The organism is Streptomyces sp. HUAS 31 (genome assembly GCF_028198125.1).
Lineage (GTDB): Bacteria > Actinomycetota > Actinomycetes > Streptomycetales > Streptomycetaceae > Streptomyces > Streptomyces chartreusis.
The window spans coordinates 5,554,522-5,574,687 of sequence record NZ_CP116353.1 but is presented as its reverse complement, the minus strand read 5'-3'; the positions used below and the strand labels follow the sequence as shown (position 1 = coordinate 5,574,687).

The window sequence follows — 20,166 nt, the reverse complement described above, 5'->3', positions numbered from 1 at the left end:
CGGTATCAGACCGCCCTCATCAGCAGGGTCGCGGCGATGAGGATCGCCACACCTCCGAACATCGAGACCGCGTAGGACCGCACGAAGCCGTTCTGGAGCCTGCGCATCCGTCCGGACAGACCGCCGACCGAGGCCGCCGTGCCGTTGACGACGCCGTCGACCAGGGTGTGGTCGACGTACACCAGGGACCGCGTGAGGTGCTCGCCGCCGCGGACGAGGACGACGTGGTTGAAGTCGTCCTGGTACAGGTCGCGCCGGGCGGCCCTGGTGAGCACCGACCCGCGCGGGGCGACGGCCGGGACCGGGCGGCGGCCGTACTGGCCGTAGGCGATGGCGACGCCGATGACCATGCACGCGACGGTCGCGCCGGTGATGACTCCCGCGCCGATCGGCGCATGGCCGTGGTCGTGCCCGGTGATGGGCTCCAGCCAGTGGATGAAGCGGTCGCCGATGCTGAAGAACCCACCGGCGGCGACCGATCCGACGGCCAGCACGATCATCGGGATCGTCATGATCTTCGGCGACTCGTGCGGGTGCGGTTCGTTGCCGTTCTCGTCCGGCTGCCAGCGCTTCTCGCCGAAGAACGTCATCAGCATCACGCGCGTCATGTAGAACGCCGTGATCGCGGCGCCCAGCAGTGCGCAGCCGCCGAGGATCCAGCCCTCGGTGCCGCCCTTGGCGAACGCGGCCTCGATGATCTTGTCCTTGGAGAAGAAGCCGGACAGACCGGGGAAGCCGATGATCGCGAGGTAGCCGAGGCCGAACGTCACGAAGGTGACCGGCATGTACTTGCGCAGACCGCCGTACTTGCGCATGTCGACCTCGTCGTTCATGCCGTGCATGACGGAACCGGCACCGAGGAACAGCCCGGCCTTGAAGAAGCCGTGCGTCACCAGGTGCATGATCGCGAAGACGTAGCCGATGGGGCCGAGGCCGGCGGCGAGGACCATGTAGCCGATCTGCGACATGGTCGAGCCGGCCAGTGCCTTCTTGATGTCGTCCTTCGCGCAACCGACGATCGCTCCGAACAGGAGCGTGACGGCACCGACGATCGTGACGACCAGCTGCGCGTCGGGCGCGGCGTTGAAGATGGCGCCGGAGCGGACGATCAGGTAGACGCCCGCGGTCACCATCGTCGCGGCGTGGATGAGGGCGGAGACCGGGGTCGGGCCCTCCATCGCGTCCCCGAGCCAGGACTGGAGCGGCACCTGGGCGGACTTGCCGCAGGCGGCGAGCAGCAGCATCAGTCCGATCGCGGTGAGCTTGCCCTCGCTCGCGTCGGCGGCCAGGCCGGGCTCCCCCTCGCCGCCGAGCAGCGGCCCGAAGGCGAAGGTGCCGAACCAGAAGAACATCAGCATGATCGCGATCGACAGGCCCATGTCGCCGACGCGGTTGACCAGGAAGGCCTTCTTCGCGGCCGTGGCGGCGCTGGGCTTGTGCTGCCAGAAGCCGATCAGCAGGTACGACGCGAGACCGACGCCCTCCCAGCCGACGTACAGCAGCAGGTAGTTGTCGGCGAGGACGAGCAGCAGCATCGCCGCGAGGAACAGGTTCAGATAGCCGAAGAAGCGGCGGCGCCGCTCGTCGTGCTCCATGTACCCGATCGAGTACAGGTGGATCAGCGAGCCGACGCCGGTGATCAGCAGCACGAACGTCATCGACAGCTGGTCCAGACGGAAGGCGACGTCCGCCTGGAAGCCCTCGACCTGGATCCAGCTGAACAGGTGCTGGGTGAGGGTCCGTTGTTCGGGGTCCTTGCCCAGCAGGTCGGCGAAGAGGACCACGCCGAAGGCGAAGGAGGTGAACGACAGGAGCGTGCCGACCCACTGGCCGACGGCGTCCAGCCGCCGGCCGCCGCACAACAGGACGGCCGCTCCGAGCAGGGGCGCCGCGATCAGCAGCGCAATCAGGTTCTCCACGTTTTCTTCCGACCCCTCAGAGCTTCATCAGGCTGGCGTCGTCGACCGAGGCCGAGTGGCGGGAACGGAACAGCGACACGATGATCGCGAGCCCGACGACGACCTCCGCGGCGGCGACGACCATCGTGAAGAACGCGATGATCTGGCCGTCGAGATTGCCGTGCATCCGGGAGAAGGCGACGAGCGTCAGGTTGCAGGCGTTGAGCATGAGCTCGATGCACATGAACACGACGATCGCGTTGCGCCTGATCAGCACACCGGTGGCACCGATCGTGAACAACAGGGCGGCGAGATAGATGTAGTTGACCGGGTTCACTTCGACGCCTCCTCAGCCCGCTTGAAGGTCGACGGCTCGATGGCGGTGCGCTCCAGCCGCTCCTCCGCCCGCTGCTCCAGCGCCCGCAGGTCGTTGAGCGCCTCGGTGGACACGTCGCGGATCTGGCCGCGCTCGCGCAGCGTCTTGCTGACCGTGAGGTCGGAGGGGGTGCCGTCGGGCAGCAGGCCCGCGATGTCCACGGCGTTGTGCCGGGCGTAGACACCGGGGGCCGGCAGCGGCGGCACGTGCTTGCCTTCGCGGACGCGCTCCTCGGACAGCTCGCGCTGGGTCTTGGCGCGCTCGGTGCGCTCGCGGTGCGTGAGCACCATGGCGCCGATGGCGGCCGTGATCAGCAGGGCGCCGGTGATCTCGAAGGCGAAGACGTACTTGGTGAAGATGAGGGTGGCGAGGCCCTCAACGTTGCCGTTCGCGTTCGCCTGGGCGAGGCCGTTGAACTCCGTGATGGAGGCGTTCCCGATGCCCGCGATCAGCAGGATGCCGAAGCCGAGGCCGCAGAGAAGGGCCAGCCAGCGCTGGCCCTTGATGGTCTCCTTCAGGGAGTCAGCCGCCGTCACGCCGACCAGCATCACCACGAACAGGAACAGCATCATGATCGCGCCGGTGTAGACGACGATCTGCACGATGCCCAGGAAGTAGGCACCGTTGGCGAGGTAGAAGACCGCCAGGACGATCATGGTCCCGGCCAGGCACAGCGCGCTGTGCACCGCCTTCTTCATGAATACGGTGCACAGGGCGCCGATGACGGCGACGGTGCCCAGCATCCAGAACTGGACCGCCTCTCCGGTGGAGGTGGAGTAGGCGGCGAGCTGTGCGCTCATGCGTCCACCTCCTCGTCTTCGGCCGCGCCCGAAGGGCCTGCCGATGGATGCAGTTCGCCCTTGGAGACGGCGACCTGAGGTTCCGTACCGGGGGCGGCCTCCGTCACCAGACCCCGGTAGTAGTCCTGCTCGTCGGTCCCCGGGTAGATGGCGTGGGGCGTGTCGACCATGCCGTCCTCGAGACCGGCGAGCAGCTGCTCCTTGGTGTAGATGAGGTTGGCGCGGCTGGAGTCCGCGAGCTCGAACTCATTGGTCATCGTGAGCGCGCGCGTGGGGCACGCCTCGATGCACAGGCCGCACAGGATGCAGCGGGCGTAGTTGATCTGGTAGACGCGCCCGTACCGCTCGCCGGGCGAGTAGCGCTCCTCTTCGGTGTTGTCGGCGCCCTCGACATAGATGGCGTCGGCGGGGCAGGCCCAGGCGCACAGCTCGCAGCCGACGCACTTCTCCAGGCCGTCCGGATGGCGGTTGAGCTGGTGCCGTCCGTGGAAGCGCGGAGCTGTGGTCTTCTGCTGCTCCGGGTACTGCTCGGTCAGCCGCTTCTTGAACATGGCCTTGAAGGTCACGCCGAAGCCTGCGACGGGGTTCATGAAACCGGGCTTGGTCTCCTTGGGCTCCTCAGCCATCGGACGCCTCCTTTCCATCCAGAGATCCGTCACTCTGAGTATCGGGCCCACCACTGACAATCAGCTCCCGCTCGCGGCGCGAGCTGCGGCGCGGCACCGGCGGCAACTCCTGCCCCGGCAGCGGCGGTACGGGGAACCCGCCTGCCATCGCGTCGAACGAGGCCGGTTCCTCGGCGGCTCCCTCGGCGCCCTTCGCCTTCTCGCGGAACATGTCGGCGATGAAGGAGAGCAGGAGCAGCGCGAGGACGCCGCCGCCGACGTAGAGGGCGATGTCGGCGAAGTCGTAGTTCTCGTTGCGCAGGGTCCGCACGGTCGCGACGAGCATCAGCCAGACGACGGAGACCGGGATGAGGACCTTCCAGCCGAGCTTCATCAGCTGGTCGTAGCGCACGCGCGGGAGCGAGCCGCGCAGCCAGATGAAGAAGAACAGCAGCAGCTGGACCTTGATCACGAACCAGAGGAGCGGCCACCAGCCGTGGTTGGCGCCCTCCCAGAAGGTGCTGACCGGGTACGGGGCCCGCCAGCCGCCCAGGAAGAGCGTCACCGACACCGCCGAGACCGTCACCATGTTCACGTACTCGGCGAGCATGAACATCGCGAACTTGATCGACGAGTACTCGGTGTTGAAGCCGCCCACCAGGTCGCCCTCGGACTCCGGCATGTCGAACGGGGCGCGGTTGGTCTCGCCGACCATCGTGACGATGTAGATCAGGAAGGACACCGGCAGCAGGACGACGTACCAGCGGTCCTGCTGGGCCTCGACGATCGCCGAGGTCGACATCGAACCGGAGTAGAGGAACACCGACGCGAAGGCGGCGCCCATCGCGATCTCGTAGGAGATCATCTGCGCGCAGGAGCGCAGGCCGCCGAGCAGCGGGTAGGTGGATCCGGAACTCCAGCCCGCGAGCACGATGCCGTAGATGCCGACCGAGGCGACCGCGAGGATGTAGAGCATCGCGATCGGCAGGTCGGTGAGCTGCATCGTGGTGCGCTGGCCGAAGATCGAGATCTCGTTGCCGGCCGGGCCGAAGGGGATCACCGCGATCGCCATGAAGGCCGGGATGGCCGCGACGATCGGTGCGAGGACGTAGACGACCTTGTCCGCGCGTTTGACGATGACGTCTTCCTTCAGCATCAGCTTGATGCCGTCGGCGAGCGACTGGAGCATGCCCCAGGGGCCGTGCCGGTTGGGCCCGATGCGCAGCTGCATCCAGGCGACGACCTTGCGCTCCCAGACGATGGAGAACAGCACGGTCACCATCAGGAAGGCGAAGCAGAACACCGCCTTGATGACGACCAGCCACCAGGGGTCGCGGCCGAACATCGAGAGGTCTTCAGCGGCGAGGAAAGGGCTCATGCCTCCACCTCCTCGGGGGCCTCGGACGCGAGGGTCGCCGGGCCGATGCGGACGAGTGAGCCGGGCAGCGCCCCGGAGTCGGAGGCGACGCCGGCGCCCACGGAGTTCAGCGGGAGCCACACGACCCGGTCGGGCATCTCGGTGATCCGCAGCGGCAGTTCGACCGTTCCTGTGGGGCCGGTGACGGCGAGAGCGTCGCCGTCCTTCACGCCGGCCTCGGCGGCGGTGGCGGCCGACACACGCGCGTGGGCGGCGTGCCGGGTGCCGGCGAGCGCCTCGTCTCCCTCCTGGAGACGGCCCTGGTCGAGCAGCAGCCGGTGCCCGGCGAGCACGGCCTCACCGGCGGCCGGCCGCGGCAGCTGGACCCCGGTCTGGAGGGGTTCGGTGGCCCGCGCGCCGTCCCAGGCGCCGAGCCGGTCGATCTCCGCGCGCGTGGTGCGCAGATCCGGCAGGCCCAGGTGTACGTCCATGGCGTCGGCCAGCATCTGCAGGACGCGCGCGTCGGTCGGGGCCAGGCGGCGCGTCATCTGTTCGGGCTTGAGCGCGGCCTCGAAGAAGCGCACCCGGCCTTCCCAGTTGAGGAAGGTGCCGGCCTTCTCGGCGACCGCGGCGACCGGCAGCACGACGTCGGCGAGCTCGGTCACCTCGCCGGGCCGCAGTTCCAGCGACACCACGAAGCCGACCTCGCCGAGCGCCTCACGCGCGCGTGCCGGGTCCGGCAGGTCGGCGACCTCGACGCCCGCGACCAGCAGGGCCTGGAGTTCGCCGGTCGCGGCGGCCTCGACGATCTGGCCGGTGTCGCGGCCGTAGCGCAGCGGCAGTTCGGCCACTCCCCAGACCGCGGCGACCTGCTCACGCGCGCGTGGGTCGGTCGCGGGACGTCCGCCCGGCAGCAGCGACGGCAGCGCGCCCGCCTCGACGGCACCGCGCTCCCCCGCCCGGCGCGGGATCCACACCAGCTCGGCGCCGGTCGCGGTCGCGGCCCGTGCGGCGGCGGTGAGACCGCCCGCCACGGCCGCCAGGCGCTCGCCGACGACGATCACCGAACCCTCGGTGCGCAGCGCCTCCGACGCCTGCGCGCCGGCCTCGTCCAGGCCGACGCCGCTCGCGAGCGCGTCCAGCCACTCGGTCTCGGTGCCGGGAGCGGCCGGCAGCAGCGTGCCGCCTGCCTTCTCCAGGCCGCGTGTCGCGTGCGTGGCGAGCGAGAAGACCTTCTGGCCGTGCCCGCGCCATGCCTTGCGCAGCCGCAGGAAGACCCCGGGTGCCTCCTCCTCGGCCTCGAACCCGGCCAGCAGTACGGCCGGTGCCTTCTCCAGGGAGGTGTACGTGGTGCCCTTGCCGTCGAGGTCGCGGCCGTGACCGGCGACCCGCGCGGCGAGGAAGTCGGCCTCCTCGCCGCTGTGCACGCGCGCGCGGAAGTCGATGTCGTTGGTGTCGAGCGCCACGCGCGCGAACTTGCTGTACGCGTAGGCGTCCTCGACGGTCAGCCGGCCGCCGGCCAGTACGCCGGTGCGTCCGCGGGAGGCGAGCAGACCCTGCGCGGCGATCTGGAGCGCCTCCGGCCAGGAGGCCGGCTCCAGCTCACCCTCCGCGTTGCGCACGAGCGGCGTCTGGAGCCGGTCGCGCTGCTGGGCGTAGCGGAAGCCGAACCGGCCCTTGTCGCACATCCACTCCTCGTTGACCTCGGGGTCGTTGGCCGCGAGGCGTCGCATGACCTTGCCGCGCCGGTGGTCGGTGCGCGTGGCGCAGCCGCCGGAGCAGTGCTCGCACACCGACGGCGAGGAGACGAGGTCGAAGGGGCGGGAGCGGAACCGGTACGCCGCCGAGGTGAGCGCGCCGACCGGGCAGATCTGGATGGTGTTGCCGGAGAAGTACGACTCGAACGGGTCGCCCTCACCGGTGCCGACCTGCTGGAGCGCGCCCCGCTCCAGCAGCTCGATCATCGGGTCGCCCGCGACCTGGTTGGAGAACCGGGTGCAGCGGGCGCACAGCACGCACCGCTCGCGGTCGAGCAGCACCTGCGTGGAGATCGGGACCGGCTTCTCGTAGGTCCGCTTGCGTCCCTCGAAGCGGGACTCGGCCTGGCCGTGCGACATGGCCTGGTTCTGCAGCGGGCACTCGCCGCCCTTGTCGCAGACCGGGCAGTCCAGCGGGTGGTTGATGAGGAGGAGCTCCATCACACCGTGCTGGGCCTTCTCGGCGACCGGCGAGGTCAGGTGCGTCTTGACGACCATGCCGTCGGTGCACGTGATCGTGCAGGACGCCATCGGCTTGCGCTGGCCCTCGACCTCGACGATGCACTGGCGGCAGGCGCCGGCCGGGTCGAGGAGGGGGTGGTCGCAGAAGCGTGGGATCTCGATGCCGAGCTGCTCGGCGGCGCGGATGACCAGGGTGCCCTTGGGCACGCTGATCTCGGCGCCGTCGATGGTCAGCGAGACGAGATCCTCCGGCGGGACCGCCGCCTCTCCCCCTCCGGAGGGAGCGCTGGTGGTCACAGTCATGCGTTCACCTCCGTGCGGTGGTCGGCCCAGGCCGTCGACTTGGCCGGGTCGAAGGGGCAGCCACGGCCCGTGATGTGCTGCTCGTACTCCTCGCGGAAGTACTTCAGCGAGGAGAAGATCGGCGAGGCGGCGCCGTCGCCGAGGGCGCAGAAGGACTTGCCGTTGATGTTGTCGGCGATGTCGTTCAGCTTGTCGAGGTCGCTCATGACGCCCTTGCCGGCCTCGATGTCGCGCAGCAACTGCACGAGCCAGTACGTGCCCTCGCGGCAGGGCGTGCACTTGCCGCAGGACTCGTGGGCGTAGAACTCGGTCCAGCGGGTGACGGCGCGGACGACGCAGGTCGTCTCGTCGAAGCACTGGAGCGCCTTGGTGCCGAGCATGGAGCCGGCGGCGCCGACGCCCTCGTAGTCGAGGGGGACGTCGAGGTGCTCGTCGGTGAACATCGGCGTCGAGGAGCCGCCCGGCGTCCAGAACTTCAGGCGGTGGCCGGCGCGCATGCCGCCGCTCATCTCGAGCAGCTGGCGCAGGGTGACGCCGAGCGGGGCCTCGTACTGGCCGGGGCTCGTGACGTGGCCGCTGAGCGAGTAGAGCGTGAAGCCAGGGGACTTCTCGCTGCCCATCGAGCGGAACCATTCTTTGCCGCGGTGCAGGATCGCGGGAACCGACGCGATCGACTCGACGTTGTTCACAACAGTCGGGCAGGCGTAGAGACCTGCCACCGCGGGGAAGGGGGGACGCAGCCGCGGTTGTCCACGGCGGCCTTCGAGCGAGTCGAGCAGCGCGGTCTCCTCACCGCAGATGTACGCGCCGGCGCCGGCGTGCACGGTGAGTTCGAGATTCAGTCCGCTGCCGAGGATGTTCTCGCCGAGGAAGCCGGCCGCGTAGGCCTCGCGCACGGCCTCGTGCAACCGCCGCAGAACGGGGACGACTTCACCACGCAGATAGATGAAGGCATGCGAAGACCGGATGGCGTAACACGCGATGACGATGCCCTCGATGAGGCTGTGCGGGTTCGCGAAGAGGAGCGGAATGTCCTTGCAGGTTCCGGGCTCCGATTCGTCGGCGTTGACAACTAGATAGTGCGGCTTGCCATCACCTTGGGGAATGAACTGCCATTTCATTCCCGTCGGGAATCCCGCGCCGCCGCGCCCGCGCAGACCGGAGTCCTTGACGTACGCGATCAGGTCGTCCGGCGACATGGCGAGCGCCTTGCGGAGCCCCTCGTACCCTTCGTGCCTCCGGTAGACGTCCAGCGTCCAGGCCCTGTCCTCGTCCCAGAAGGCCGACAGCACGGGTGCGAGCAGCTTCTCGGGGCTGTTTTCCTTCAGCTCTGGTGCCAACGTCATCACTCCCCCTCCTCGGCGACAGGCCCTGCCGGGTGGGCGGGGTCGGATGCCGACGTCTCATGCGGCGCGTCGTGCGAACTGAGGTGCTCGGTCGGCGAGGGCTCGTGCGGTGCCCTGTCCTGCGGCTCGTCGTGCGGGCCGCCGTCGCGCGGATGGACCACGCGCGCGGGTGCGGTCTCCCCCTTGGCCAGGCGGAGGCCCACCAGCGAGGCCGGTCCCGCACTGCCGCTCTCCTCGACGGCCCCGGGCCGCTCGTCGGGGAAGCCGGCCAGGATCCGCGCGGTCTCCTTGAAGGTGCACAGCCGTGCCCCGCGCGTCGGCTCCACGGGCCGTCCCTCGCGCAGGTCGTCGACGAGGCGCTTGGCGCTCGCGGGGGTCTGGTTGTCGAAGAACTCCCAGTTGACCATCACGACGGGCGCGAAGTCGCAGGCGGCGTTGCACTCGATGTGCTCCAGGGTGACCTTGCCGTCGCCCGTGGTCTCGCCGTTGCCGACGCCCAGGTGCTCCTGGAGCTGCTCGAAGATCGCGTCGCCGCCCATGACCGCGCACAGCGTGTTGGTGCAGACGCCGACCTGGTAGTCACCGCTCGGCTTGCGCCGGTACATGGTGTAGAAGGTCGCGACCGCGGTGACCTCGGCCGTGGTCAGCTCCAGTACGTCCGCGCAGAACTGCATGCCGGTTCGCGTGACGTGTCCCTCCTCCGACTGCACGAGGTGCAGCAACGGCAGGAGGGCGGAACGGGAGTCCGGGTAGCGGGCGATGATCTCGCGCGCGTCGGTCTCCAGCCGGGCCCGGACGTCGTCCGGGTAGCCGGGCGCGGGCAGTGCGGGCATACCCAGGCTGACGCCCCGCTCGGAAGAAGAGGTGGTCACCGGTCGACGCCTCCCATCACGGGGTCGATGGACGCCACGGCGACGATGACGTCGGCGACCTGGCCGCCCTCGCACATCGCCGCCATGGCCTGAAGGTTGGTGAAGGACGGGTCGCGGAAGTGGACCCGGAAGGGGCGGGTGCCGCCGTCGGACACGGCGTGCACACCGAGCTCGCCCTTGGGCGACTCGACGGCCGCGTACGCCTGTCCCGCCGGAACACGGAAGCCCTCGGTGACCAGCTTGAAGTGGTGGATCAGGGCCTCCATGGAGGTGCCCATGATCTTCTTGATGTGGTCGAGGGAGTTGCCGAGTCCGTCGGGGCCCAGGGCGAGCTGGGCGGGCCAGGCGATCTTCTTGTCGGCGACCATGACCGGGCCGGGCTGCAGCCGGTCCAGGCACTGCTCGACGATCCCGAGCGACTGGCGCATCTCCTCGAGACGGATCAGGAAGCGCCCGTAGGAGTCGCAGGTGTCGGCGGTCGGGATCTCGAAGTCGTAGGTCTCGTAGTCGCAGTACGGCTGCGACTTGCGCAGGTCGTGCGGGAGGCCGGTGGAGCGCAGGATCGGGCCCGTCGCGCCGAGGGCCATGCAGCCGGCCAGGTCGAGATAGCCGATGTCCTGCATACGGGCCTTGAAGATGGGGTTCCCGGTGGCGAGCTTGTCGTACTCCGGGAGGTTCTTCTTCATCTTCTTCACGAACTCGCGGATCTGGTCCACCGCGCCGGGCGGCAGGTCCTGGGCGAGTCCGCCGGGGCGGATGTACGCGTGGTTCATCCGGAGCCCCGTGATGAGCTCGTAGATGTCGAGAATCATTTCACGATCGCGGAATCCGTAGATCATGATCGTGGTGGCGCCGAGCTCCATGCCGCCGGTGGCGATGCACACCAGGTGGGAGGAGAGCCGGTTCAGCTCCATCAGGAGCACCCGGATGATCTTGGCGCGCTCGGTGATCTGGTCCTCGACTCCGAGGAGCTTCTCGACGGCGAGACAGTAGGCGGTCTCGTTGAAGAAGGACGTCAGGTAGTCCATGCGCGTCACGAACGTGGTGCCCTGCGTCCAGGTCCGGTACTCGAGGTTCTTCTCGATGCCGGTGTGGAGGTAGCCGATGCCGCAGCGGGCCTCGGTGACGGTCTCGCCGTCGATCTCCAGGATCAGGCGGAGCACTCCGTGCGTGGAGGGGTGCTGGGGGCCCATGTTGAGGACGATGCGCTCGTCGTCGGCACGGGCCGCGGCCTCGACGACCTCGTCCCAGTCGCCACCGGTGACCGTATATACGGTGCCCTCGGTGGTCTCACGGGCAGATGCTGACTGCGTGCTCACGAGTACGACCTCCGCTGGTCCGGAGCCGGGATCTGGGCGCCCTTGTACTCGACGGGGATGCCGCCGAGGGGGTAGTCCTTGCGCTGCGGGTGGCCCTGCCAGTCGTCCGGCATCATGATCCGCGTCAGGGCGGGGTGACCGTCGAAGACGATGCCGAAGAAGTCGTAGGTCTCGCGCTCGTGCCAGTCGTTGGTCGGGTAGACGGAGACCAGCGACGGGATGTGCGGGTCGCTGTCGGGGGCGCTGACCTCGAGGCGGATCAGCCGGTTGTGGGTGATCGAGCGCAGGTGGTAGACGGCGTGCAGTTCCCGGCCCTTGTCGCTCGGGTAGTGGACGCCGCTGACCCCGGTGCACAGTTCGAAGCGCAGGGCCGGGTCGTCGCGCAGGGTGCGTGCGACGCGGACCAGGTGCTCGCGTTCGATGTGGAAGGTGATCTCGTCCCGGTCGACGACCGTCTTCTCGACGGCGCTGTCGGGCAGGAGGCCCTGCTCCTCCAGCGCGCCCTCGAGCTCGTCGGCGACTTCGTCGAACCAGCCTCCGTAGGGGCGGCTCGCCGGGCCAGGGAGCCGGACCGAGCGGACGAGGCCGCCGTAGCCGGAGGTGTCGCCGCCGTTGTCGGCGCCGAACATGCCGCGCTGGACGCGGATCTCCTCGCCGCCCTGGCCGCGCTGGCCGGGGAGGTTGGAGGCGGAGAGATCCTTCTCGGGGTTGACCCCGTTCGATCCGTTCGCCCCGTTGGTGCCGTTCGCGTCGCTCATCGCAGCAGCCCCTTCATCTCGATCGTGGGCAGAGCCTTGAGCGCCGCTTCCTCCGCCTCGCGGGCCGCCTCCTCGGCGTTCACGCCGAGCTTGGAGGTCTGGATCTTCTGGTGGAGCTTGAGAATGGCGTCCATCAGCATCTCGGGCCGCGGCGGGCAGCCCGGCAGATAGATGTCGACCGGGACAATGTGGTCGACGCCCTGCACGATCGCGTAGTTGTTGAACATGCCGCCCGAGGAGGCGCAGACCCCCATGGAGATCACCCACTTGGGGTTCGGCATCTGGTCGTAGACCTGCCTGAGCACCGGCGCCATCTTCTGACTGACCCGGCCGGCGACGATCATCAGGTCCGCCTGGCGGGGCGAACCGCGGAAGACCTCCATGCCGAAGCGCGCCAGGTCGTAGCGGCCGGCGCCGGTGGTCATCATCTCGATGGCACAGCAGGCGAGTCCGAACGTGGCCGGGAAGACGGACGACTTGCGCACCCAGCCCGCGGCCTGCTCGACGGTGGTCAGCAGGAATCCGCTCGGCAGCTTTTCTTCGAGTCCCATGTCTTTAAAGGCCCCTCAGTCCCATTCCAGGCCGCCGCGCCGCCATACGTACGCGTACGCGACGAAGACGGTGAGCACGAAGAGCAACATCTCCACGAGCCCGAAGATCCCCAGGGAGTCGAAGGTGACGGCCCAGGGGTAGAGGAAGACGATCTCGATATCGAAGATGATGAAGAGCATCGCCGTCAGGTAGTACTTGATCGGGAAGCGCCCGCCGCCGGCCGGCGTGGGGGTCGGCTCGATACCGCACTCGTAGGCCTCGAGCTTGGCCCGGTTGTACCGCTTCGGACCGATCAGCGTGGCCATGACCACGGAGAAGATCGCAAAGCCTGCCCCGAGGGCTCCCAGTACGAGGATGGGCGCATAGGCGTTCACCGCTCCTCGCTCCTCTCAGTCGGCACTGACTGCTGGCGGTTGCACTGGGCTCCCAGCCGCCCCACCGGTCCCACGAGCCCCGCTCGTCCCGGCGAAGATCGAGAACATGTGAAGCAGGTCACAAGCCCAACTGCCTCGCATCTTATGCCCGCCGCTCTGTGATCTGCGACACGGGGTATTGCACAAGCTTTGTGATCTCCACCACCTGACGAAGGATCATGAACACGGATGAGCGGTGATCTTCACACGAGAAGCGTCCGAGTGATCACCAGAGGTGACATTTTCGCTCGTCGATGCAGCTCGGAGGGGGCGTCTCCATATCAAGAGGGTTCTCTTGCATGCAAATTGGCGCTGGACCGGATGTGTTGCTAGAGGACCCCGTTCACACATCAGGGGGAGAGCGGGGAGCGGATGTGGACGCGTGCACGCATTCACGAGCGGCGGCGGTCGCGGTTCGCGCACCGGACGCACACGACCCCGTGACCGTTGCGTGACCTCCGCCACATCGATGAGAGACCCATGAGAACCGGGCTTGGCCACCGGTTCCAACAGGTGGTAAGCGGAGAGCAATTCGGACTTAATGATGAAAGCCCGTGATCGCGGGCAGACGGTGGGCGCCCGCTATGTCCGTTACGGCGTCAATAAAGGGTGACGCGGGGGAATTTCGGGCCGTCGATTGAACAACTGTGGCGCAGCCCACGTTTCTTGAAGGTATGGAGGAGTCCCTGGTACCCGTTGTACTCATGTCCCACACCGCTCACATACGCAGCCACCGGAAGCCCCGCCGCGCCGCGTCGTCGACGATCGCGATGCGCGCCGGAGTTGCCGGTGGCGTCCTCAGCATGGCAGCGGCAGGCGCAGCGGCCACGGCGCACGCCGCCGAGCCCGTGACGCAGACCATCGAACTGCCCACCCTCACGGGTGACCTGGCGGACCAGCTCGCCCAGTCCGCCGACGCCACGCAGCTGGCGGCGGCGAACTACGAGCTCGACGCCGAGCGTGACGCGGCAGCCGCCGCGGCCGCCAAGGAGGCCAAGAAGGACCTCGCCGAGGCCAAGAAGAAGGCCGAGGCGAAGAAGAAGGCCGAGGAGGCCCGCCGGGCCGCCGCCGAGGAGGCCGCCTCCCGCAGCGCCGAGCGGACCACCCTGTCCGCCTCCGCGAGCACCAGCGCGGACGTGTCCGCTCCCGCGAGCGGCAGCGTCGGCACGGTCATCGCCTTCCTCAAGGCGCAGCTGGGCGACGCGTACGTCATGGGTGCCACCGGCCCCAACGCGTGGGACTGCTCCAGCCTGGTCCAGGCCGCGTACAAGCAGGTCGGTGTCGACCTGCCGCGGGTATCGCAGGACCAGTCGATGTCCGGCACCGACATCCCGCTCTCGCAGGTGCAGGTCGGCGACATCCTCTACTGGGGTGGCAAGGGTTCCGCCTACCATGTGGGCGTGTACATCGGTAACGGCCAGTACCTGGACGCGGCCAACCCCTCCAAGGGCGTCGTCATCCAGGACCTGTCCGGCTACCCGGCGTCGGGTGCGGTGCGCGTGCTCTGACACGAGCCGTACAGCACAGACGTACGGAAGGGGCCGCAGCCGCTCGGGGGCAGCGGCCCCTCCGTCCTGTTCGTGGAGCCCTCGCGACGTCTAGCCGAGGTCGAAGGTGTTGGGCAGGCCGAGCCTCAAGCGCACCGCGTCGATCCGCTTGAGGGGCTCCATCTCCGGGGGCCGGTACAGCTCCTGGATCTCACAGCGCTCGGCGTCCGAATTGTCCGCGTCCAGGAGCGCGTTGACCGCGAGGCGGGCCGACTCGTTGGCGCCCTCCATCGTCGCGAGGTCGACGTCGGTACGGACGTAGTCGCCGGCGAGGAAGAAGTTCGGGACCCTCGTGCGGGCCGTGGGGCGGTTGTAGAGCGTGCCCGTGGGGTGGATGAGGAGCTGTTCGCGGTTCTGCGGGTCGGGGCCACCCAGGCCCGTCACCGCCGGGTCCATGAACCAGCCGAGGCGGTCCTCGTCCCGCAGCACCGTCTTGCCGGCGTCGTTGAGGCCGTCCTTCAACTGGGCCCAGAGTTCGGCGACGACCTCCTCCTTGGTGCACTCCTTGGCCGTCTTGCCGTACAGGATGCCCGGCTTGTCCCACTCCGAGATGATGGCGGAGAGACAGTCCCGGGCGCGTCCGTCGCCGTAGTCGCGGGAGAAGTCCCGTCCGGGCCAGAACTGGGCCTGGCCGACGCCGGTCACCGACCAGGGTGAGTCGAGGCAGTTGATGTGGCCGTGCACGACCGGGGTGGGAGTGCGGAGGTAGAACATCACGCCGGTCATCCAGTCGGCCTGGAGGGCGTCGCAGCGTGCCAGCTGCGGGTCGGCCGCGCGCAGGGCGGGGCCCCAGGTGCCGCGCGCGTGCTCGACGGGGAGGGCGCAGACGTAGTGGTCGGCGGTGACGGTGCGTTCGTCGCCGCCGTCGCGGTCCGAGACGCGCACGCCGGTCACGCGGCCGGCGGCGTACTGGATCTCGCGGACCTGGGTGCCGAGGGCGAATTCGACGCCGAGGGAGCGCAGGTGGGTCTCCCAGGGGTCGATCCATGCCTCGCTGGTGGGGGCGTTGAGGACGCGGTCGATGTCGGCGTCGCCGTCCATGCCGCGGCCGAGCAGGCCCCACAGGAGCAGGGCCTCGATGATGACGCGGCCGACGGTCCGGGTGGAGGCGACCTCCGCGCGTGTGGCGACGAGGTTGCGGGTCTGGCCGATGCCGAGGACGGTCCGGTACTCCTCGCTCATCTCCTCGGCGCGGATGAAGTCCCACCACGAGACCTTCTCCCACTGCTCCTCGCGGCGGGCGTCGCAGCTGGTGAGGTGGACCAGGACACGGTCGGCGAAGTAGGCGGCCTCGTGGGCGGGCAGGCGGGTGCCGAGTTCCAGCACCGACAGGAGCTGGTCGCGGATCCAGCCGGGGGTGAGGTCGCCGGGGCGCGGCGGGGTGGTCGCGCGGCGCAGCGGGAAGTGCAGGTCGGCGCGGCCGCCGGAGCGGGCGAACAGGGCCTCGGTGCCGCTGACGAGGTTGTCGTGGACGCCGTGCGCGTTGCCGGGGACGGGGATGCGGCGCATGGTGTCCGGCAGGTTCCGGTAGAAGCCGGGGAAGAAGCGGAAGCCGTGCTCGGCGGGGAGGTCGGCGCGGCCGCCGGCCGCCGTTCCCGGGACGGGCATCGAGCGGGCCTTGCCGCCGAGGGCGTCGTAGTACTCGAGGACGGTGACGGCGTAGCCGCGTTCGGCGAGTTCGTGGGCGGCGCTCAGGCCGGAGACTCCCCCGCCGAGGACGGCGACGCGTTTGCCCGCGGCCGCCCGGGCGGTTCCGGCGGGCCATAAGGCGACGGCGCCCGCCATCGTGCCGGCTCCTGCCAGGAAGCGTCTGCGGGTGTGGCCGGACGGTGTGTGACCTGTCTGCTCCTGGGGCTCGTGCTCGTGTTCTGTTGTCATGAGACCCGGAGGGTAGGGAGGGGCCGTGCAGGCCGGAAGGCCGTTTCTCGCCCGGCCACAGCATCCTCACAACCCGCGAAGGCAGAAGGACGGAAAGGGAGAACGACGATGCCCAGCGTTTTCGTGCAAGGCAGGCCCGTGGAGTCGTATCCGCCGCTGGCGCCCGAGGCCCGGCGGGGCTCGGTGCGGCGGATCACCGAGGTGGGCGAGGAGGTGCTGCACAAGCCGTGCCGGGACGTGACCGAGTTCGGGCCCGATCTCGCCGCGCTCATCGACGACATGTTCCTGACGATGTACATCGCCGACGGGGCGGGACTGGCGGCGAACCAGGTCGGGGTCGACGCGCGGCTGTTCGTGTACGACTGCCCGGACGACGACGGGGTCAGGCATGTCGGGCACATCGTCAATCCGGTGCTGGAGCCGCTCGGCGCCGCGGACCGGCGGCTCCTGACCGACTCGGAGGGTTGTCTGTCCGTGCCGGGTGCCGTGATGGACGTACCGCGTCCGGACCGGGCCGTGGTGCGCGGCGTCGACAAGGACGGCGAGCCGCTCGTGATCGCGGGCACCGGGTACTTCGCCCGCTGTCTCGCGCACGAGGCCGATCACTGCGACGGGCAGGTCTATCTGGACCGGCTGTCGAAGCGGGAGCGCAGGGACGCGCTGCGGCAGGTGGCGGACCGGCGCGACGAGGTGTTCGCGCGCCGGGCCGCCAACGTCGAGGCCCTCGGCGAGGCCCGGGCGACAGGCTGAGCCCTGCCCCCGGCCCCGGCCCCGGCCGCAGCCGCAGCCACAGCCACAGCCACAGCCACAGCCACAGCCACAGCCATGATCAGGCCTTCGGGGCCACCTTGCTGAGGCCGTTGATGATGCGGTCCATCGCGTCGCCGCCGGTCGGGTCCGTGAGGTTCGCGAGCAGCTTCAGCGTGAACTTCATCAGCATCGGGTGGGTCAGGCCGCGCTGGGCCGCGATCTTCATGACCTTCGGGTTGCCGATGAGCTTCACGAAGGCGCGGCCCAGCGTGTAGTAGCCGCCGTAGGTGTCCTTCAGGACGCGCGGGTAGCGCTGGAGGGCGAGTTCGCGGCTCGCGGGCGTCGGGCGGGCGTGGGCCTGGACGATGACGTCGGCGGCGATCTGGCCGGACTCCATGGCGTAGGCGATGCCTTCGCCGTTGAAGGGGTTCACCAGGCCGCCGGCGTCGCCGACCAGCAGCAGGCCCTTGGTGTAGTGCGGCTGCCGGTTGAAGGCCATGGGCAGGGCGGCGCCGCGGATCGGGCCGGTCATGTTCTCCGGCGTGTAGCCCCAGTCCTCCGGCATGGAGGCGCACCAGGCCTTGAGGACCTCGCGCCAGTCCAGCTCCTTGAAGGAGTCGGAGGTGTTGAGCACGCCGAGGCCCACGTTCGAGGTGCCGTCGCCCATGCCGAAGATCCAGCCGTAGCCCGGCAGGAGACGGTCCTCGGCACCGCGGCGGTCCCACAGCTCCAGCCAGGACTCCAGGTAGTCGTCCTCGTGACGGGGGCTCTCGAAGTACGTCCGCACCGCGACGCCCATCGGGCGGTCCTCGCGGCGGTGCAGGCCCATCGCCAGGGAGAGGCGGGTGGAGTTGCCGTCGGCGGCGACCACCAGCGGCGCGTGGAAGGTGACCTCGCGCTTCTCCTCGCCGAGCTTGGCGTGGACGCCGGTGATGCGGCCGGTGCGGTCGTCGATGATCGGGGCGCCGACGTTGCAGCGCTCGTAGAGCCGGGCGCCGGCCTTCTGGGCCTGGCGGGCGAGCTGCTCGTCGAAGTCGTCGCGCTTGCGGACGAGTCCGTAGTCGGGGAAGGAGGCGAGATCCGGCCAGTCCAGCTGGAGGCGGACGCCGCCGCCGATGATGCGCAGCCCCTTGTTGCGCAGCCAGCCGGCCTCTTCGGAGATGTCGATGCCCATGGCCACGAGCTGTTTCGTGGCGCGCGGGGTGAGGCCGTCGCCGCAGACCTTCTCCCGCGGGAACTCGGTCTTCTCCAGCAGGAGTACGTCGAGGCCGGACTTGGCGAGGTGGTACGCCGTCGTGGAGCCGGCCGGCCCCGCGCCCACGACGATCACATCGGCGGTGTTCTCGGTGAAAGGGGAGGAGTGGGGCTCGGTCACGACGGTCACGGCTGGATCTCCCCAGGGTTCGAAATCTGCGTGCCGACCGGCACTGGACATGGGCAGTCTATTCAGCAGAATTGATCACCCGGCTGAAGGGCTGCCCTGTGAACCGAGCTCTCCCCGTAGTACGGCTGCGTGTGCCCACCGACGAGGACGCGATCGCGTGGCACCGGGTGTTCGCCCACCCGGACGTCATGGAGTTCCACGGCGGCCGCGCCGCCGAACTGTCCGTCTACGAGGAGCTCACCGCCCGCCAGCGCCGGCACGACGCCGAGCGGGGATTCTGTCTGTGGACCCTGCTCGACGAGCAGGAGCGGGTCCTCGGCTTCACGGGCGCCCAGCCCTGGGAGCGGCCGTGGGGTCCGACGGGCGAGATAGAGATCGGCTGGCGGCTCGGGCGTGAGCACTGGGGACAGGGGTACGTCACCGCCGCCGCGCGGTTGACGCTGGAGCGGGTGCGGGCGGCCGGGGTCCCGGACGTGGTCGCCATGGTCGACGCCGGCAACGCGCGGTCGATCGCGGTGACGCGGCGGCTGGGGATGCGGTTCGCCGAGGAGTTCACCGGCCCGGACGCCGGGCGGACGGCGCGCTGCTATCGGCTCGGCCTGTGAGCGGGTAACCGAGAGGTCAAATTCCGGATACGTCACAGACAGTAATCTACTGTTACAGAAAGGTACTTGAAGCTTCCGGACGACACCCCCGGGCGGTTACCCTTCCAATACCGCTGGGGGTGACATCTGTGCGTATAACACCCAAAACGCCCGAGGTGCGAGTTCCTAGACTCGTCGGACTGATGGCCATGGACGCGCGCGAGGCGGCGAAGTCGCACGGCCTCGTCCTGAACGCACCGGACCGGCCGGACTTCCATCTCACCGTCGTCGACTACGTCGTACGCCAGTATCCCCAGCCCGGAGCCGAGGTGCCGCGGGACTCGATGGTCTACATCTGGTTCGACTTCGGCGAGGGCGAGGGCGGCGGAGGCATACGCGAGCCACGCATACCGCGACCGCCCTCGGGCGGACTGAGGCGCGAGCTCAACGAGCCCGGAGAGGATTCGTACCCCGTGGTCAGCTCGGCCTGAACCCGGCGTTCAGTCCTGCTTGAAGCCCCGGTGCAGGGCCACGACCCCGCCCGTCAGGTTCCGCCACGCCACCTTCGACCAGCCCGCCTTGCGCAGCCGCTCGGCCAGGGCCGGCTGGTCGGGCCAGGCGCGGATGGACTCGGCGAGATAGACGTACGCGTCGGGGTTCGAGGAGACCGAGCGGGCGACCGGGGGCAGGGCACGCATCAGGTACTCGGTGTAGACGGTGCGGAAGGGCGCCCAGGTCGGGTGCGAGAACTCGCAGATCACGACCCTGCCGCCGGGCCGCGTCACCCGGTACATCTCGCGCAGCGCGGAGTCGAAGTCCTGGACGTTGCGCAGCCCGAAGGAGATCGTCACGGCGTCGAAGGTGTCGTCCTTGAACGGCAGCTTCGTCGCGTCCCCCGCGGTGAACGGCAGCCAGGTGTGCTTGCGCTTGCCGACCTGGAGCATGCCGAGGGAGAAGTCGCAGGGGACGACATAGGCGCCGGTCTGCGCGAAGGGCAGCGAGGAGGTGGCCGTGCCGGCGGCCAGGTCGAGGATCTTCTGCGCCGGGCGGGCGTCGACGGCCTTCGCGACCTCCTTGCGCCATCTGCGGTCCTGGCCGAGCGACAGCACGTCGTTGGTCAGGTCGTACCGTTCCGCCACGTTGTCGAACATCGAGGCGACTTCGTGCGGCTGCTTGTCCAGGGATGCGCGGGTCACGGGCCCATT

At 69.2% G+C, this 20,166-nt stretch carries 19 protein-coding genes; 4 read left to right on the top strand and 15 right to left on the bottom strand.

The window, feature by feature from the left end; all coding sequences use genetic code 11:
* Nucleotides 1–5: 5 nt before the first annotated feature.
* From nuoL to PGH47_RS24895, 12 genes are read right to left on the bottom strand one after another with little or no spacing between them, the layout of a single operon-like run.
* Nucleotides 6–1,919: an NADH-quinone oxidoreductase subunit L gene (gene nuoL / locus PGH47_RS24950; RefSeq protein WP_271665300.1), complete on the bottom strand. Its 1,914-nt coding sequence runs from the start codon at nt 1,917–1,919 to the stop codon at nt 6–8.
* Nucleotides 1,920–1,935: 16 nt separating this feature from the next.
* Entirely contained in the window at nt 1,936–2,235 is a 300-nt protein-coding gene (gene nuoK / locus PGH47_RS24945) for an NADH-quinone oxidoreductase subunit NuoK (RefSeq protein WP_107904232.1), read from the bottom strand.
* Entirely contained in the window at nt 2,232–3,074 is an 843-nt protein-coding gene (locus PGH47_RS24940; protein WP_269637505.1) for an NADH-quinone oxidoreductase subunit J, read from the bottom strand. The genes nuoK and PGH47_RS24940 overlap by 4 nt, the downstream gene beginning before the upstream one ends.
* Nucleotides 3,071–3,700 (bottom strand): NADH-quinone oxidoreductase subunit NuoI, encoded by a 630-nt coding sequence (gene nuoI / locus PGH47_RS24935; RefSeq protein ID WP_271665299.1) that lies wholly within the window; start codon nt 3,698–3,700, stop codon nt 3,071–3,073. Before nuoI ends, PGH47_RS24940 begins: the two co-directional genes overlap by 4 nt.
* Nucleotides 3,693–5,057 (bottom strand): NADH-quinone oxidoreductase subunit NuoH, encoded by a 1,365-nt coding sequence (gene nuoH / locus PGH47_RS24930; RefSeq protein ID WP_271665298.1) that lies wholly within the window; start codon nt 5,055–5,057, stop codon nt 3,693–3,695. The genes nuoI and nuoH overlap by 8 nt, the downstream gene beginning before the upstream one ends.
* Complete coding sequence (locus PGH47_RS24925; protein ID WP_271665297.1) at nt 5,054–7,558, bottom strand: NADH-quinone oxidoreductase subunit G; 2,505 nt, start codon at nt 7,556–7,558, stop codon at nt 5,054–5,056. The genes nuoH and PGH47_RS24925 overlap by 4 nt, the downstream gene beginning before the upstream one ends.
* The gene (gene nuoF / locus PGH47_RS24920; RefSeq protein WP_271665296.1) at nt 7,555–8,904 is read right to left on the bottom strand and encodes an NADH-quinone oxidoreductase subunit NuoF; all 1,350 of its coding nucleotides are present in this window, start codon (nt 8,902–8,904) and stop codon (nt 7,555–7,557) included. Before nuoF ends, PGH47_RS24925 begins: the two co-directional genes overlap by 4 nt.
* Complete coding sequence (nuoE, locus tag PGH47_RS24915) at nt 8,904–9,776, bottom strand: NADH-quinone oxidoreductase subunit NuoE (RefSeq protein ID WP_271665295.1); 873 nt, start codon at nt 9,774–9,776, stop codon at nt 8,904–8,906. Before nuoE ends, nuoF begins: the two co-directional genes overlap by 1 nt.
* Nucleotides 9,773–11,095 carry an NADH-quinone oxidoreductase subunit D gene (locus PGH47_RS24910; RefSeq protein ID WP_271665294.1) on the bottom strand — a complete coding sequence of 441 codons (1,323 nt, stop codon included), beginning with the start codon at nt 11,093–11,095 and terminating at the stop codon, nt 9,773–9,775. The genes nuoE and PGH47_RS24910 overlap by 4 nt, the downstream gene beginning before the upstream one ends.
* The gene (locus tag PGH47_RS24905) at nt 11,092–11,853 is read right to left on the bottom strand and encodes an NADH-quinone oxidoreductase subunit C (protein WP_271665293.1); all 762 of its coding nucleotides are present in this window, start codon (nt 11,851–11,853) and stop codon (nt 11,092–11,094) included. The genes PGH47_RS24910 and PGH47_RS24905 overlap by 4 nt, the downstream gene beginning before the upstream one ends.
* Nucleotides 11,850–12,404 (bottom strand): NuoB/complex I 20 kDa subunit family protein, encoded by a 555-nt coding sequence (locus PGH47_RS24900; RefSeq protein WP_010041554.1) that lies wholly within the window; start codon nt 12,402–12,404, stop codon nt 11,850–11,852. The genes PGH47_RS24905 and PGH47_RS24900 overlap by 4 nt, the downstream gene beginning before the upstream one ends.
* Before the next feature lie 15 nt (nt 12,405–12,419).
* Nucleotides 12,420–12,779, bottom strand: a complete 360-nt coding sequence (locus PGH47_RS24895; RefSeq protein ID WP_030950624.1) for an NADH-quinone oxidoreductase subunit A — start codon at nt 12,777–12,779, stop codon at nt 12,420–12,422.
* A 713-nt stretch (nt 12,780–13,492) separates the two neighbouring features.
* On the opposite strand from PGH47_RS24895, the gene PGH47_RS24890 reads away from it, so the two are divergent.
* Nucleotides 13,493–14,326, top strand: a complete 834-nt coding sequence (locus PGH47_RS24890; RefSeq protein WP_126900135.1) for a C40 family peptidase — start codon at nt 13,493–13,495, stop codon at nt 14,324–14,326.
* A 90-nt stretch (nt 14,327–14,416) separates the two neighbouring features.
* Here PGH47_RS24890 and PGH47_RS24885 read toward each other — a convergent pair whose 3' ends face one another.
* A complete protein-coding gene (locus tag PGH47_RS24885) occupies nt 14,417–16,243 on the bottom strand; it encodes a hydroxysqualene dehydroxylase (protein ID WP_271665292.1) in 1,827 nt (608 codons plus the stop codon).
* Nucleotides 16,244–16,351: 108 nt separating this feature from the next.
* Here PGH47_RS24885 and def point away from each other — a divergent pair, with 108 nt between their 5' ends.
* Nucleotides 16,352–16,993, top strand: a complete 642-nt coding sequence (def, locus tag PGH47_RS24880) for a peptide deformylase (protein WP_271665291.1) — start codon at nt 16,352–16,354, stop codon at nt 16,991–16,993.
* A 79-nt stretch (nt 16,994–17,072) separates the two neighbouring features.
* Here the strand turns inward: def and PGH47_RS24875 are convergent, their stop codons facing one another.
* Nucleotides 17,073–18,377: a geranylgeranyl reductase family protein gene (locus PGH47_RS24875; protein WP_107904256.1), complete on the bottom strand. Its 1,305-nt coding sequence runs from the start codon at nt 18,375–18,377 to the stop codon at nt 17,073–17,075.
* A 71-nt stretch (nt 18,378–18,448) separates the two neighbouring features.
* Here PGH47_RS24875 and PGH47_RS24870 point away from each other — a divergent pair, with 71 nt between their 5' ends.
* Together PGH47_RS24870 and PGH47_RS24865 are read left to right on the top strand one after the other, a co-directional pair.
* The gene (locus PGH47_RS24870; protein WP_271665290.1) at nt 18,449–18,982 is read left to right on the top strand and encodes a GNAT family N-acetyltransferase; all 534 of its coding nucleotides are present in this window, start codon (nt 18,449–18,451) and stop codon (nt 18,980–18,982) included.
* 155 nt (nt 18,983–19,137) lie between these two features.
* Nucleotides 19,138–19,452, top strand: coding sequence for a PASTA domain-containing protein (locus PGH47_RS24865; RefSeq protein ID WP_271665289.1), 315 nt, complete (start codon nt 19,138–19,140; stop codon nt 19,450–19,452).
* Nucleotides 19,453–19,461: 9 nt separating this feature from the next.
* Here the strand turns inward: PGH47_RS24865 and PGH47_RS24860 are convergent, their stop codons facing one another.
* Entirely contained in the window at nt 19,462–20,157 is a 696-nt protein-coding gene (locus PGH47_RS24860; RefSeq protein ID WP_126900130.1) for a demethylmenaquinone methyltransferase, read from the bottom strand.
* Nucleotides 20,158–20,166 lie beyond the last annotated feature (9 nt).

Coding starts and splice junctions, on each gene's coding strand:
- PGH47_RS24890 (WP_126900135.1), top strand. CDS start 13,493: ATGGAGGAGTCCCTGGTACCCGTTGTACTCATGTCCCACACCGCTCAC.
- nuoI (WP_271665299.1), bottom strand. CDS start 3,700: ATGGCTGAGGAGCCCAAGGAGACCAAGCCCGGTTTCATGAACCCCGTC.
- nuoH (WP_271665298.1), bottom strand. CDS start 5,057: ATGAGCCCTTTCCTCGCCGCTGAAGACCTCTCGATGTTCGGCCGCGAC.
- nuoF (WP_271665296.1), bottom strand. CDS start 8,904: ATGACGTTGGCACCAGAGCTGAAGGAAAACAGCCCCGAGAAGCTGCTC.
- PGH47_RS24940 (WP_269637505.1), bottom strand. CDS start 3,074: ATGAGCGCACAGCTCGCCGCCTACTCCACCTCCACCGGAGAGGCGGTC.
- PGH47_RS24900 (WP_010041554.1), bottom strand. CDS start 12,404: ATGGGACTCGAAGAAAAGCTGCCGAGCGGATTCCTGCTGACCACCGTC.
- PGH47_RS24925 (WP_271665297.1), bottom strand. CDS start 7,558: ATGACTGTGACCACCAGCGCTCCCTCCGGAGGGGGAGAGGCGGCGGTC.
- PGH47_RS24885 (WP_271665292.1), bottom strand. CDS start 16,243: ATGACAACAGAACACGAGCACGAGCCCCAGGAGCAGACAGGTCACACA.
- def (WP_271665291.1), top strand. CDS start 16,352: ATGCCCAGCGTTTTCGTGCAAGGCAGGCCCGTGGAGTCGTATCCGCCG.
- PGH47_RS24905 (WP_271665293.1), bottom strand. CDS start 11,853: ATGAGCGACGCGAACGGCACCAACGGGGCGAACGGATCGAACGGGGTC.